We start from the raw sequence: 14,320 nt of genomic DNA, 5'->3' as shown, positions 1-14,320 counted from the left end.
TCCTGTTCTAAATGAATGTCGGTTTTTGACTGGGCCCGCTGAGTGTTGGCTGGGGTGGACTGACATTATTGATCGGAGCGATAAATAGATAGAGAGGTCTAGCGGTGGACCTCTAGCGCCGCACGATCGCCCGCGATGCGCAGACGACGGAAAGGATAATAATGGATATGGATATTATCGTGGCGATCGAGAGTTGGCCTTTACGCCAGGCAATCTGCGCAATTTACCAGCCACACTCTACGATTATTCAACTAACGGATCTTTCCCTGTTGCCTGAATTCGTGGATCGCGCCGAATCATCCGGCATGCTGTTGATGACGGACTGGCGCCGTGAACGCTTATTGCACGGCATGGATGATATCCGTCGGCACAGCATGCTACCGGTGATTATCATTAATCGACGGGAAAGCTATTTAACCCATCTGGTCAGTCAGTTTTTCCCCGGGACCTACGCCTTTAGCTACGATGCCTTTCATCGTCATACCCAGCGTCGTAGTTTTCACCCGTTGGATCTGTGTTTTTTGCCGTATTCGCGTGGCGTGTCCGCCTCTCGTGGAGGGCGTAGCTCGCTACGGGAACGTCTGAATGCTTTCGGTTTTATGACGTTGTATCAGCGGGGCGTGACGCTACGTGAAGCCTCGGTACTCATCAGTCTCTATTACCGTAATAACATCACCACTACCGCTCGTCTGTTAGGGATGCATGAACAGGCGGTGGTCTACTGCAAGCGAGCCCTGAGTAAAAAGTTGGGGCTCGATCCTAATCGCACCGATCTGATCCGGGAGATTTTTCTATTACCGAGCGAGGCGTATGGCGAAGCGTGCGTGGATGCGTGGAGCGAGCCACCGCTTGCTGGCAGCGCGGGGGGCTGAGGTGTTGGCGGCAAGGCGTTAGCGTGTTGGGTATGTGCAGGCTGCGGTTTTTCTGTGCGGATATGCTAGAATCGCCGCCCGCGCGATCCCCGGGCGGAATCCGGCACCGTCAGGCGGCGGTAGGCAATTAGGCTTTGCATGATAGTGGAAGACAGCGAGTAATGACTCAGGCACAACAGATTGAACCAGCGACCGTATCCCGTGAGCGTCAGGGCTCGGGTGAATTTCCTTCTCAGCGTTTCTCCATCGCGCCGATGCTCGATTGGACCGATCGTCATTGCCGCTACTTTCATCGTTTACTGAGTCGTCAGACATTGCTGTATACCGAGATGGTGACCACCGGCGCGATTATCCACGGTAAGGGTGACTATCTGGCCTATAGCGAGCCGGAGCATCCGCTGGCGCTGCAATTGGGCGGCAGCAATCCGGCGGATCTGGCCCGTTGCGCGGCGTTGGCCGAGGCGCGTGGTTATGATGAGATCAACCTTAACGTCGGCTGCCCATCGGATCGGGTACAGAATGGGCGTTTTGGCGCCTGCCTGATGGGCGAGGCGCAGCTGGTGGCGGATTGTGTCAAGGCGATGCGCGACGTGGTATCGATCCCGGTGACGGTCAAGACCCGTATCGGCATCGACGAGCAGGACAGTTATGCGTTTCTGTGCGACTTTATCGGTACCGTTACCGGGCAAGGGGAGTGTGACACCTTCATCGTCCATGCGCGCAAGGCATGGCTGTCGGGGCTGAGTCCCAAGGAGAATCGTGAGGTGCCGCCGCTGGATTATCCGCGGGTGTATCGCCTCAAACAGGACTTTCCCCAGTTGACCATCGCCATCAACGGCGGCGTGAAGAGCCTGGCGGAGGCGCAGGCGCATCTGTGCCATGTCGACGGCGTGATGGTGGGACGTGAGGCCTATCATAACCCCGGGATGTTGGCGCAGGTCGATCGCCAGTTATTCGATGCGACAGCGGCGGTGCCCGACAGCATCGCGGTGGTACGCGCGCTCTACCCCTACATCGAGCGTGAACTCGCCCAGGGAACGTATCTGGGGCACATTACCCGCCATATTCTCGGGTTGTTCCAGGGGATCCCGGGGGCACGCCAGTGGCGCCGTCACCTGAGTGAGAACGCTCATCGTCCGGGGGCGGATATCGCGGTGGTCGAACAGGCGCTGCGTTTCGTCGAGCGGCGGGGGGAGTAACCCGCCGCATCCCATGTGCGCCCCAGACTGAACGGGGCGTATGAGGGCGAGTCAAATTGCCTAATCATTGGTGAGTCTGACCATGATCAGCGGCACGCTGCCGCGCGCATGTCGAGTAGATACTTGTTAACTCAATGAGTTAATGAATATATCCAGCTTGGCACGATTCTTGAATTTATCCGGTCATGATATCTGAGGACGCCAACTGGAGAGCGTGCGATGTTTGAAGTGATGATGTTTCTGGGATTCTTTGTGTTGATGCTGCTGGCCGGCATCTCGTTGCTGGGCGTGATCGTCGTGTTGGCGGTGTTCTCCATTCTGTTTTGGTTGTTCGGAGGCCTATTCGTGCTGGCGATCAAGGTGTTGCCCTGGTTGGCCTTGATCCTGGTGGCGGTATGGCTGTATCGCGCCTGGCAGAAACCGCAACAATCTCGTTAATGACGGGCGCCTGGGCGTTGGCCGGGGCGCACCGATTTTCGTTATGACACGGATATTCAGTCTTCACCCTCGCCTTTATTAATTAATTTATAAAATAGGTTTATTCAATAGTATTTTCTCTGGGTACTAATAAGTACCATTGGCCGTAGATCATTTTATAGATGATTGGCTCGTGTCATTCTCCCCATTATTTTACTCTTCTAACTGTCATGGTTGGCTGTAGTACTTATTTTCATGACACTAAAATCGGATTATTCCCGCCACTTTCAGCTTACGACTTAATAATTTTTTAAGAAGGAGCAGAGATAATCGCATTGTCTTGTTATTAATCTAAAAATAGGATTTCAATGATAGCTATGTATAGGTTTATCCTCTGCGCATTCGTCTTGCTGGTTAGCATGAATGCTAGCGCCGCATTTACCAACAATATGACGCAAAATTATAGCCTAGGCGGATTTAGCGGTCCGGTTATGGGGGCGGTGAGTAGCGCCGAGATTAATGGTTATAGTTGGATGCAGGATGATAAACCGGTCGTTTTAGAGGGGCATATTGTCAGCCGCCTCGGTGGGCAGCATTATCTGTTGCAGGACGCTAAGGGCGATGTGATGGTCGAGATCGATCAGGAGGTATGGTGGGGCGTGAATGCCACGCCACAGACACGTCTACGCCTGTATGGCTCGGTGGATAAGGATATCGCCGAGCGCGTCAGCGTCGATGTCGATCGTGTGGAGGTGTTGCGCTGATCTCGGCGCGACACCGAGTATACTTCGTCATGCTAACCTGTCCGCGCCATTCGGTGCGGACTCTTCCTCCGCGGTATCCGTTCTCTCGTCCTTGCTTACGACTTACTCCATGCGTCCGGCGCTGGCATTGGTTATACTGTCGCGCGTCTACGGCTCACAACAGGTAAAGCATTCCCACTATGGCAGGTAACAATCCCGGCAATAAATCCCGCGAGACCCCCCGCGATCGCCAGATGGAGGGCCTCAAGCTACCTCCGCACTCTCTGGAGGCTGAACAGTCCGTTCTGGGCGGTCTAATGCTGGATAACGAACGCTGGGATCATGTGGCCGAGCGCGTGGTGAGCAATGACTTTTATAGCCGTCCACATCGTCTGATCTTCGGTGAGATGCAGCGCTTGTTGGAGCTGGGGCGGCCGATCGATTTGATCACCCTCTCCGAATCGCTGGAGCAGCAGGGCCACCTGGAGAGTGTCGGTGGTTTCGCCTATCTGGCCGAGCTGGCGAAGAACACCCCCAGCGCTGCCAACATTAACGCCTATGCTGACATCGTGCGTGAACGGGCGGTGGTGCGCGAGATGATCGCCGTTGCCAACGAGATCGCCGATGCGGGTTACGATCCACAGGGGCGCAGCAGCGAGGATCTGCTGGATCTGGCGGAGTCGCGCGTGTTTCAGATCGCCGAGAACCGCGCCAGCAAGGATGAGGGGCCGAAGAGCATCGACCGCATCCTGGAAGATACCGTCTCGCGCATCGAGCAACTGTATCAGCGTCCGCATGATGGGGTGACCGGGGTCTCCACCGGTTACCAAGATCTGGATAAGAAGACCGCCGGGTTGCAAAAGTCGGATCTGATCATCGTGGCGGCACGTCCGTCGATGGGGAAAACCACCTTCGCGATGAACCTGTGCGAAAACGCGGCGATGACCCAAGAGAAACCGGTGCTGATCTTCAGCCTGGAGATGCCCGGCGAACAGATCATGATGCGTATGTTGGCCTCGTTGTCGCGAGTCGATCAGACACGCATCCGTACCGGTCAGTTGGACGACGAAGATTGGGCTCGCATCTCCAGTACCATGGGGCTGCTGTTGGAGAAGCGCAATATGTATATTGACGACTCTTCCGGCCTGACACCGACGGAGGTGCGTTCGCGTGCGCGTCGTATTTTCCGTGAGCATGATGGTCTTAGCCTGATCATGATCGACTACCTGCAACTGATGCGCGTGCCGTCGCTGTCGGATAACCGCACCCTGGAGATCGCCGAGATTTCTCGCTCCCTCAAGGCATTGGCCAAAGAGTTGCAGGTCCCGGTGGTGGCGCTATCGCAGCTTAACCGTTCGTTGGAGCAACGTGCCGATAAGCGCCCGGTTAACTCTGACCTGCGTGAATCGGGCTCCATCGAGCAGGATGCCGACTTGATTATGTTTATCTACCGTGATGAGGTCTATCACGAGAACAGCGATCTCAAAGGGATCGCCGAGATCATCCTCGGAAAGCAGCGTAACGGCCCGATCGGCACGGTACGTCTGACCTTTAATGGCCAATGGTCGCGCTTCGATAACTACGCCGGCCCGGCCTACAACGATGAAGATTAATCGCCTGATCGCCTAGGCGGCCAGATGCATCCACCCCAGGTAGGCGCGCGTGCCGCCCGGGGGAATAATTTCATGAGCCGGGCGCCGAATGCCCGACCCGATAGTCAACTCAGCTCATTAATGGAATCAAGGAAGCAACATGAAAGCGGCAACCGCCCTCATTGATCGCCGCGCTCTGCGACATAACTTTCAGCAGATCCGCTCGTTTGCGCCGCACAGCCGTCTTATCGCCGTGGTGAAGGCCAATGCCTATGGACACGGTCTGTTGGAGACCGCCAATACCCTGCATCAGGCCGACTGCTATGGCGTGGCGCGTATCGGTGAAGCCCTGATGCTGCGCTCCGGTGGGATCGTCAAACCGATCCTGCTGTTGGAGGGCTTTTTCTCCGCCAGTGATCTACCGGTCCTGGTGGCTAATAACATTGAAACCGCGGTGCACAGCGAAGAGCAGTTGCAGGCCTTGGAACAAGCCCAGTTGGAGCGCCCGGTTAAGGTATGGATGAAGCTGGATACGGGTATGCATCGCCTTGGGGTACGCCCGGAACAGGCGGAGGCCTTCTACCAGCGGTTGTGTGCCTGTCCCAACGTGGCACAGCCAGTGAACTTTATGAGTCACTTCAGTCGTGCCGATGAGCCACAGTGTGGACGAACCGAGGCCCAGATGGCCTGCTTTGATGCCTTTGTCCAAGGTAAGCCGGGCGACCAGTCGATTGCCGCCTCCGGTGGCATCCTGCTGTGGCCACAGTCGCATCGCGACATGGTACGTCCAGGGATCATCCTGTACGGCGTCTCACCGCAGGCGGATCTGGCCTTGGCCGCCGACCATTATGGTCTCCAGCCGGCGATGACCCTGCAGTCTAGCCTGATCGCGGTGCGCGAGCATAAGGCTGGCGAGCCGGTTGGTTATGGTGGTACTTGGGTGGCTGAGTGTGATACGCGTCTCGGCGTGGTCGCGATCGGTTATGGTGACGGTTACCCGCGTAGCGCGCCGTCGGGAACGCCTGTGCTGATCAATGGGCGCGAGGTGCCGATCGTCGGGCGGGTATCGATGGACATGATCTCCGTCGATCTGGGGCCGCAGGCCCAGGATCGCGTGGGTGATAAGGTGATCATGTGGGGGCCGGGATTGCCGGTTGAGAAGGTCGCGGCTTGTACCGGTATCAGCGCCTATGAGCTGATCACTAAGCTAACCTCACGCGTCGCGATGGAGTATATCGGCGACGAGGCGTGAGAGGTCGAGAGAAAAAAAGAACGGGCCGGCAATTGCCGGCCCGTTGCGTTTGGCGTACTCGCTTAGCGCGCCGCCAGGTAGATCTGACGGCTCTGCTCCAGCGTGATGTCGCCATGTTCCCCCAGGGCAGTCATCTGGTGCGCCTGTAGCTTATCGAGCAGGGCAGGGATGCTGCTGCCATCCAGGCCATAGTCGCTCAGGCGGGTCTTAACTCCCATCTGCTCGAAGAACGCGCGGGTGGCGGCGATGGCGGCATCGATGCGTTCTTCGTCGCTGCCGCTGCGGATGTTCCAGACACGCTCGGCGTACTGCAACAACTTGGCATGTTTCTTCTCACGCTGCAGTTGTAATACGTTCGGCAATACGATGGCCAGGGTCTGGGCGTGATCTAGCCCGTGCATCGCGGTCAGCTCGTGGCCAAGCATGTGTGTCGACCAGTCTTGCGGCACCCCAGCGCCGATCAGGCCGTTGAGCGCCATGGTGGCACACCACATGATGTTGGCACGTACCGCATAATTCTCGGGATCTTGCAGCGCGCGCGGTCCCTCTTCGATCAGCGTCAACAGCAGCCCCTCGGCGAAGCGATCCTGCACGCGGGCATCCACCGGATAGGTCAGGTACTGCTCGACGATGTGGACAAAGGCATCGACCACCCCGTTGGCGATCTGACGCGGTGGTAGCGTATAAGTCACCTGCGGATCGAGGATGGCGAAGCGTGGCATGACATGCGGCGACATGAAGTGCAGTTTGTCGCCGGTCTCGCTACGGGTGATCACCGCCCCCATGTTCATCTCGGATCCGGTCGCCGGCAGGGTGAGCACCACGCCTAGCGGAATAGCGCGACTGACATCGCTACCGACGGTTTCCATGATATGCCACGGATCACCGACGTAATCGGCGGCGGCGGCGATGAACTTGGTACCGTCGATGACAGAACCGCCGCCCACAGCCAGCAGATAGTCGATCTTCTCGTTATGCACCATCTCGACCGCCTGCATCAGGGTCTCGTAGTGTGGGTTTGGTTCGATACCACCGAACTCAAAGACCTGGCGACCATGTAATGCGGCGTGAACCTGATCCAACACGCCGTTACGCTTGATACTCCCCCCACCGTAGGTAATCAGGACGCGTGCCTGTTCCGGGATTTCGTCGCGCAGCTTGGCAATCTGATCCTGACCAAACAGGATCTTCGTCGGGGTGTGAAGAACAAAGTTTTCCATGATGCAACCCTCACTCGTATTGCTAAAAAGCATGAATATGTCCGGCATCAGCACCGGGATGTGATTTGAGTGTTATTGTGAGCGCCTCGGGCAGTCGGCTCAATGCCCAATTCTGTTGGTTGTTTGCCTATTCCTGCAAAGCACTGTAGAAAAACGTATCAAAATGGCAAAATCATTGCCAAATTAAGTAGAACGGATGGGAGCGTTACATGGTTATCGACGATAGATGGAAACAGTTGGCCGCGCAGGTACAACACCTGCATCAGCAACCGGGGGTCAAGCCTTCACCGGTCGAGCATGTTAACCTCATCTATGTCAATGAACATCAACCGCGTACGCCGGTCATGTATCAGCCGAGCCTGATCATTATATTGCAGGGGCGTAAAGTCGGCTATTTAGGGGAGCGAGTATTTCACTACGATCCCAGTAACTATCTGCTGATGACGCTACCGTTACCGTGCGAATGCGAGACGTTCGCCACCCCAGAGGAGCCGTTGATCGGTCTGGCGCTGCGGGTTGACATGCAAATGTTGCAAGATTTGCTGATGGATATCGGCGATGGGTTGCACACGAGCGGGCGCCCACATGCCGATGGCGTACGTTCGGTGGCGTTGGATGAGGCGATGTTGTGCGCTTGCGAGCGCCTGGTCGAGGTGATGGAAACGCCGTTACAGGCACGCGTGCTCGGCCCCCAGATCGTGCGTGAAATGTTGTTTCACGCCCTATGCGGCGCGGGCGGCGATGCCTTATTCGCCTTGGCGAGTCGCCACAGCCACTTTAGCCAGATCGCCAAGGCGTTGCGGATGATCGAACAAAACTATGCCCGTAGCCTGAACATCGATAGTTTGGCTCAGTCGGTCAATATGAGTATTTCGTCATTTCACCATAATTTTAAGGCGGTGACGGCGACCTCACCGTTGCAGTACATTAAATCTTATCGTCTACATAAGGCGCGCATGATGATCCTGCATGATGGCTTGAAGGCCAGCACGGCGGCGAATCGTGTCGGTTATGAGAGCCCGTCGCAGTTCAGCCGTGAATACAAACGATTTTTCGGCAATACCCCTAGCGATCAGGCGAGCCGCTATCGCAACGGCGGTTTACCCATCGCGGAACTGTAAGCTAAGGCGCGGACCGGCACTGTGCGGCGTCCCGCCAGCCAAGGAGTGTCTTAAGATGATTGAACGAGCGTTTACGCTACCGGGCATGGCGGTGCGTGAATACCGTGTCGAGGTGCCGCTGAATTGGCATCATCCCGATGATGGGCGGCGTATCACCCTCTTCGCCCGTGAGTTGTGCGGCTTGGAGCACGCAACGGAGGCGTTACCTTGCCTGTTATTTTTACAAGGTGGGCCAGGCGGCAAGTGCCCGCGTCCGACCAGCCGTAGCGGCTGGTTGGCTGAGGCGTTGCGTGATTACCGGGTGATCCTGATGGATCAGCGTGGCACGGGTAACAGCAGTCGAGTCGAAGCCAGCACATTACGCGATATGACCCCATCACAGGCGGCGGAATATCTAAGCCATTTCCGGGCAGACGCCATTGTGCATGATGCGGAATACCTGCGTTTACACTGTTTTGGTGGCCGCCCTTGGACGACGCTAGGTCAGAGCTATGGTGGCTTCATTACGCTGAGTTATCTCTCTCTCGCGCCACAGGGGCTACACGCCTGTTACATCACCGGCGGTCTGCCGGCGATGGTTCCCAACGCCGAGCGTCTCTATGCGGCGACCTATCGTCAGCTGGCACGGCGTAACCAAAACTTCTTTAGCCGTTATCCCCAGGCGCGCGCGCAACTCGACCGTATCGTTGCGTTGCTGCGTGAGCAGGCCGTCTACCTACCCGATGGTGATCTGCTCAGCGTAGAGCGCCTGTTGACCTTGGGATTGGATCTGGGGATGAGCGAAGGCGAGGAGCGTCTGTTGTGGTTGTTCGACGAGGCCTTCAATGCTGAAGGGGAGCTGAGTGATACGTTCCTTAACCAGGTGATGCAGCGTAGCGGCTTCGCCGATAATCCGTTGTATGCCGTGTTGCATGAGAGCATCTACGCCGATGCCACCAGCGGCGCGACCCGCTGGGCCGCGCAACGGGTACGCGATACCTTGCCAGCCTTCTCGCCACAGCTTAGCGCTCCCTTGCTGAGTGGTGAGATGATCTATCCCTGGATGTTCGAACAGATGCAGTCCCTGCGTCCCTTCCGGGCGGCGGCGGCATTACTGGCCGAGCGTGAGTCCTGGCCCGCGTTGTATGATGTCGAGCGACTGCGTGATAACACGGTGCCGGTGATGGCGGCGGTGTATTACCATGATATGTATGTCGATGTGACATTGTCGCTGGAGAGTGCGGCGCAAATCGGTAATCTGCAGACGTGGATCACCAGCGAGTATGAGCATAATGGTCTACGTGTCGGGCCGGTATTTGCTCGGCTGCGGACGATGATGGCTGAACGCGGCGTCTTCGCGGCATAAAAAACGGCTCCCTCAGGGAGCCGTTTTTCGTTACCGGGCACCGTTCGCCGCATGAGGCGGCTGTGGGCCGGTCGATTAGAAGTAGTAGTTCACACCCAGGGTGAAGTCGTGGGTGGCCACTTTAGCTTGGGAGTTACCCGCGGTGGCTTTGCCTGCGTCCAGGTATTTGTAGCCCAGGTCCAGATCCAGACGCGGATTCACGTTGTAGATCACCCCAGTGCCGACGCTCCAGGCGAAGTTGTTGCTGTTGCTCTGTACGTTGTCGCCGTCCAGATCATTTTTCAGGCTGACGTTCGCATAACCGATGCCGGCGCCGATATACGGCGTGAAGTCGGTTCCGGTCTTGATGTCGTAGTAACCGTTCACCATCAGGGTCTGCAGGCCCAGACGGCTGTCGTTGGTCATACCCTGATCGTTGGTGTGGCTAGAGGTCGCATGAGCACGGAAGGTGTAATCCAACTCGGCGCGTACCGGCAGGTTAAACTGGTTGGCGAAGTTATAACCGAAAACGAGGCCGGCGTTACCGACGCCCTTGTTATCGTTGCTCATGCCATGACCGTCGACGTCGTCCTGATTGAACAGATGCTCGGCACTGATACCCATTTTGGCACCGGCATAGTAGCCCGTGTTATCGAGACCAGCGGCGTTAGCCAGGGTGGCGCCGGAAACCAGACCGACGAACAGAGCCAGTTTAGTAAATGCTTTCATGATGGATTCCTGAATTATTAGTCTTTGCGTGACAGAGGCGCTAGCAAGTGACCTATGTCACAAAAAAAGAACACGCCTGATAATGATAGCCAGCAAAATCTAAAAATTGAAATTATTTTTATTCAATAAAATCAATGATAAAAAATAAAGTGTATCGAGCGTTTAGCTTTAGTTAAAAATAATATGCCTCATTCCTAGGATTATTCTAACTAACGAGTTGACGGCTGGTGATAATTTATCCACATGAGACCTATCATAGTCTGAGGATTAAGGGCGCGGAGTTAGTCTATTAGGCTATGAAAATAACTTTCATATAATTTTAAGAAATTAGATTGTACGAATTTGCATCAGTGCAATTATGTGGATGTCCGCCGTTTATGTAGAAAGAATCGTCGTGATGCGAGGTCAGCGAATGGCACGGGTGATGAGGAGTATGTTGTATGGTGCCACAGCTTAAGGCCGTGTGGAGAAGCGCGTACACAATTTGTGCGCCACTCCGGAGTAAGTGAAAAATAAAACGATAAATAGTGCGATTGATTACGAGGAAATTGCTGATAGGAGAGGCCTGATTTTTGTTAATACAGGAGATTCCAAGTGATGTACTCAATATGCGATTAACAGCACTTCATTTCACACCTGGATTGATTGACAGCGGCGCTGGCTGATGATTATTTATACAGCATAATCAAAGGATAATCATTTTATTAACCATCGCTGATAAATATCCAGTTAGGGAATGATATGTATAAGAAAATAATAAATTTATTTGCGACCTCAGATATAATAACGGCGCCGCCAGCTTCTACCGATCACGGCGACAGCGCTACCGAATGCGCGCTGTCTACCCTCCCGCCGTCATTACCCGATTCACCTGCCGACTACGAACATACCTTATGCCATTGTATGCTCTCCGGGCTCGACAGTATTACTACGATCCGTAATACCCTATTAAGTTCCAGCGAACGCTTGCAACAGGAGCAGCAGGTTATTGACGCGCTGAATGCCAAGAACCATCAAGCCTACGACAGTATGCATGCGTTGGAGAAGCTGGTGGCGGAAATTGGCACTCGCGCGCAGCAAGAAATCCAGATTAGTGCGGCGTTACAAGAGACGGTGGCGGAGATTAATTACAGTGTGGAGGATATTCATCGCCTCTCTAATCAAACTAATTTATTAGCGATTAACTCGGCGATTGAGGCGGCGCATGTTGGTGAATTGGGGCGTGGTTTTACGGTGATCGTCAAAGAAATTAAGCATCTGGCGAGCGAGGTGAAACAGCATGCCAGCCAGATCGCTGGGTTGAGTCGCGCCATTGCCGAACGCGCTGGCCAAGTCTGTGATAGCGTGGCGAGCATTCAAGCGTTGATCAATCACATCCAGCGGGAGGTGATGCAATCGCGTCAGTCACTAGAGCAGGTGATCGAGCGTGCCGGTTATATGCAGCAGATCATTCGCGCTATCGCCATTCAGCAGTTCCTCAATACGGTCAAACTGGATCACATTATCTGGAAGTATCAGGTCTACCATTATCTTTTTAACCGAGATCGCCAAGCGACGATGAATGATCATCAGTCGTGCCGTTTGGGAAAATGGTACTACGGCGGAGAGGGGCAACAGCTATTCGGTGAACATCCCGCCTTCCGAGCATTAGAACGTCCCCATGCCGCGGTACATCGCTCGGGTCAGCGAGCGCTCTCCGCCTTCGCGGCGGGAGATTTTGAGGCGATGAGGTCGGCGTTGGCGCAGATGGAGGCGGCCAGCGCGGCGGTGATCGAAGGGATTGATGTGTTGATCGGTGACACCGATCCGCGTGGAGAAGTCCGTTAGCGGGCTTCCGATTATTATGTAAATAGATTGATTGTTTTGTTATTAAATGATTTATTCATTGTTATCGCGCTAGGGAGTATAGGGAAAACACGAGAAGCAGGAGAGGATATAATGAATAAAATCATTGGATTGGCAATAGTAGGTGCATTATTGAGCGGAACGGCCTATGCCGCCTCACTCACCGTGCCCTTGAAGGAAGCGACGACCATGGGGGACGGCGCGGCGCTCGGCGAGGTGGTCATCAGCGAAACCCCTTATGGCCTGTTGTTGACGCCCAAGCTCCACGGTTTAGCACCGGGGGTGCATGGTTTTCATGTGCATGAGAACGCCAGCTGCCTGCCGGGGGCCAAAGAGGGCAAACCGGTTGCTGCGCTGATGGCGGGCGGGCATTGGGACCCCGAGAAACGTGGCAAGCATTTGGGGCCGTATAGTGATGCCGGACACCTGGGTGATCTACCTGGGCTGGTCGTCAACGCGGATGGCACGGCAGACTACGCGGTGCTGGCCCCACGCTTGAAGTCGCTGGCGCAACTGAAAGGGCATGCATTGATGGTGCATGCAGGGGGCGATAATTATGACGACCACCCACATGCGTTAGGGGGTGGCGGTGCCCGCATGGCCTGTGGCGTGATCGAGTAGCGCGCAGGGTAGACGGCGCCTGAGGGCGCCGTCGTCGCGAGGATTAACGCAGTGTCTTCACCACCTGGCGGCGGCGCAGTACGTAGCCGATCGGCAGGCTGCAAATATGCACCAGACGGGTGAAGGGGAAGATGAGGAAGATGGTCAGCCCTAGGACCATATGTACCTTGAACAGCCAGTCGACCCCTTGCAGATAACGCGCCGGATCGGGACGGAAGGTGACGATCCCCTGACTCCAACTGATCAGACTCTGTAGGGTGGTGCCAGAGGGATGCAGCAGATCGATCGGGATCGTCAGCATGCCCAGGCAGATCTGGATCACCAGCAGCGTCAGGATCAGCTTGTCAGAGAAGGAGGAGGTGGCGGCCACGCGGGGATTGAACAGGCGGCGGGCCAGTAGCATGAACGCCCCGATCAACAACAGCGTGCCGAAGAAGCTGCCGGCGATCAGCTCCAGTATCTGGTGGGTCTGGTCGGAGATATAGGCCTGATACCAGGAGCGTGGCGTCAGTAGGCCGACGACGTGGCCGAAGAAGACGCCTAACATGCCGACGTGGAACAGGTTGAGGGCATAGCGGCTATAGCGGCCGTTGGCCATCAGCAACGAGGATCCACTCTTCCAGGTGTACTGACCATAGTCGAAGCGGTAGAGGCAACCCAGCACTAACACCGTGATGGCGATATAGGGGTAGATGTTAAATAAAAAATAGGATAGCGCAGACATACAATCCTCCTTATCGCCCCAGGTTGAGATAATGCACCGTCGCCGCGTGCTCGGGCGGCAGGGCGGGCAATTCGACGCGGGCTGGCGCGTGTGCCCGCTCCCATTCAGCGTCGATATCCGGCGCCGTCACCGTCTCATCTTGTGCATCCTCCTGCTGTCCGGCGAGATGCAACAGCAGCAGAAACAGCACACCATAGCGTCCCGCCTTCGTGCGCCGGTAGAGGATCTGCGCCACCTCCACGATCTGCGTCAGGATACGCAGTCCCTCTCCGGGGGTGGTTTGATCCTGTAGATAGGCAAACTCCAGCACCATTGGCAGATAGTCGGGGAGCTCACGTACCGCGGGACTGAGCGCCGCCTGCTGATAGTGTTGGAGGATGTTGACCATCGCCTGGCCACGGGTCTTGGATTCGGCCAACTGATGTTCACAGAGGTACAGGGCGCAGCGTCGAGTATGGTCGAACTGCGCGACGTACTCACTCTGGCGGGTCGCCAGCGGTGCGTGATAGTAATGGCGGATGAAGTCGGCCAGCCGCGCACGATCCGCCTCGGCCAACTCGGGACACTGGGTGAGTGCACTCTCCAGCTCGTCACGTGCCTGCCACAGCGCCTCATCGGGGTACTCCAGCAGGCGCGCCACAATTAACAGGCTTAGCATGGC

The 14,320-nt window shown here is 55.9% G+C and carries 14 protein-coding genes; 10 read left to right on the top strand and 4 right to left on the bottom strand.

Annotated elements, in window-relative coordinates; all coding sequences use genetic code 11:
* The first annotated feature begins 161 nt into the window (after window positions 1–161).
* The 6 genes from DCL27_RS15350 to alr all read left to right on the top strand — a co-directional run bounded on the left by DCL27_RS15350 (window position 162) and on the right by alr (window position 6,075).
* On the top strand, window positions 162–872 hold the full coding sequence (locus DCL27_RS15350; protein WP_035597775.1) for a hypothetical protein: 711 nt from the start codon (window positions 162–164) through the stop codon (window positions 870–872).
* A 161-nt stretch (window positions 873–1,033) separates the two neighbouring features.
* Window positions 1,034–2,071 (top strand): tRNA dihydrouridine(20/20a) synthase DusA, encoded by a 1,038-nt coding sequence (gene dusA / locus DCL27_RS15345; RefSeq protein ID WP_035597811.1) that lies wholly within the window; start codon window positions 1,034–1,036, stop codon window positions 2,069–2,071.
* A 219-nt stretch (window positions 2,072–2,290) separates the two neighbouring features.
* Window positions 2,291–2,509 (top strand): envelope stress response protein PspG, encoded by a 219-nt coding sequence (gene pspG / locus DCL27_RS15340; RefSeq protein WP_005280846.1) that lies wholly within the window; start codon window positions 2,291–2,293, stop codon window positions 2,507–2,509.
* A gap of 356 nt (window positions 2,510–2,865) precedes the next feature.
* Entirely contained in the window at window positions 2,866–3,252 is a 387-nt protein-coding gene (locus DCL27_RS15335) for a NirD/YgiW/YdeI family stress tolerance protein (RefSeq protein WP_035597773.1), read from the top strand.
* A gap of 179 nt (window positions 3,253–3,431) precedes the next feature.
* Entirely contained in the window at window positions 3,432–4,844 is a 1,413-nt protein-coding gene (dnaB, locus tag DCL27_RS15330) for a replicative DNA helicase (protein ID WP_005280852.1), read from the top strand.
* Between the two features lie 139 nt (window positions 4,845–4,983).
* On the top strand, window positions 4,984–6,075 hold the full coding sequence (alr, locus tag DCL27_RS15325; protein ID WP_005280855.1) for an alanine racemase: 1,092 nt from the start codon (window positions 4,984–4,986) through the stop codon (window positions 6,073–6,075).
* Window positions 6,076–6,137: 62 nt separating this feature from the next.
* On the opposite strand, the gene yqhD is transcribed toward alr, so the two are convergent.
* Window positions 6,138–7,295 carry an alcohol dehydrogenase gene (gene yqhD / locus DCL27_RS15320; protein WP_005297235.1) on the bottom strand — a complete coding sequence of 386 codons (1,158 nt, stop codon included), beginning with the start codon at window positions 7,293–7,295 and terminating at the stop codon, window positions 6,138–6,140.
* A 209-nt stretch (window positions 7,296–7,504) separates the two neighbouring features.
* Here yqhD and DCL27_RS15315 point away from each other — a divergent pair, with 209 nt between their 5' ends.
* Window positions 7,505–8,416, top strand: a complete 912-nt coding sequence (locus DCL27_RS15315; RefSeq protein ID WP_005280860.1) for an AraC family transcriptional regulator — start codon at window positions 7,505–7,507, stop codon at window positions 8,414–8,416.
* 55 nt (window positions 8,417–8,471) lie between these two features.
* Window positions 8,472–9,761: an alpha/beta fold hydrolase gene (locus tag DCL27_RS15310; protein ID WP_035599034.1), complete on the top strand. Its 1,290-nt coding sequence runs from the start codon at window positions 8,472–8,474 to the stop codon at window positions 9,759–9,761.
* Between the two features lie 75 nt (window positions 9,762–9,836).
* Here DCL27_RS15310 and DCL27_RS15305 read toward each other — a convergent pair whose 3' ends face one another.
* Entirely contained in the window at window positions 9,837–10,469 is a 633-nt protein-coding gene (locus tag DCL27_RS15305; RefSeq protein WP_005280866.1) for an outer membrane protein, read from the bottom strand.
* A gap of 903 nt (window positions 10,470–11,372) precedes the next feature.
* On the opposite strand from DCL27_RS15305, the gene DCL27_RS15300 reads away from it, so the two are divergent.
* On the top strand, window positions 11,373–12,296 hold the full coding sequence (locus DCL27_RS15300) for a methyl-accepting chemotaxis protein (protein WP_035599031.1): 924 nt from the start codon (window positions 11,373–11,375) through the stop codon (window positions 12,294–12,296).
* A gap of 111 nt (window positions 12,297–12,407) precedes the next feature.
* On the top strand, window positions 12,408–12,935 hold the full coding sequence (gene sodC, locus DCL27_RS15295) for a superoxide dismutase family protein (protein ID WP_035599029.1): 528 nt from the start codon (window positions 12,408–12,410) through the stop codon (window positions 12,933–12,935).
* 43 nt (window positions 12,936–12,978) lie between these two features.
* On the opposite strand, the gene narI is transcribed toward sodC, so the two are convergent.
* A complete protein-coding gene (narI, locus tag DCL27_RS15290; RefSeq protein WP_035599027.1) occupies window positions 12,979–13,659 on the bottom strand; it encodes a respiratory nitrate reductase subunit gamma in 681 nt (226 codons plus the stop codon).
* Between the two features lie 10 nt (window positions 13,660–13,669).
* Window positions 13,670–14,317 carry a nitrate reductase molybdenum cofactor assembly chaperone gene (gene narJ / locus DCL27_RS15285; protein ID WP_035599025.1) on the bottom strand — a complete coding sequence of 216 codons (648 nt, stop codon included), beginning with the start codon at window positions 14,315–14,317 and terminating at the stop codon, window positions 13,670–13,672.
* Between the last annotated feature and the right edge of the window lie 3 nt (window positions 14,318–14,320).

Source organism: Edwardsiella tarda ATCC 15947 = NBRC 105688, assembly GCF_003113495.2.
GTDB lineage: Bacteria > Pseudomonadota > Gammaproteobacteria > Enterobacterales > Enterobacteriaceae > Edwardsiella > Edwardsiella tarda.
This window is presented reverse-complemented; position numbering and strand designations above follow the sequence as displayed.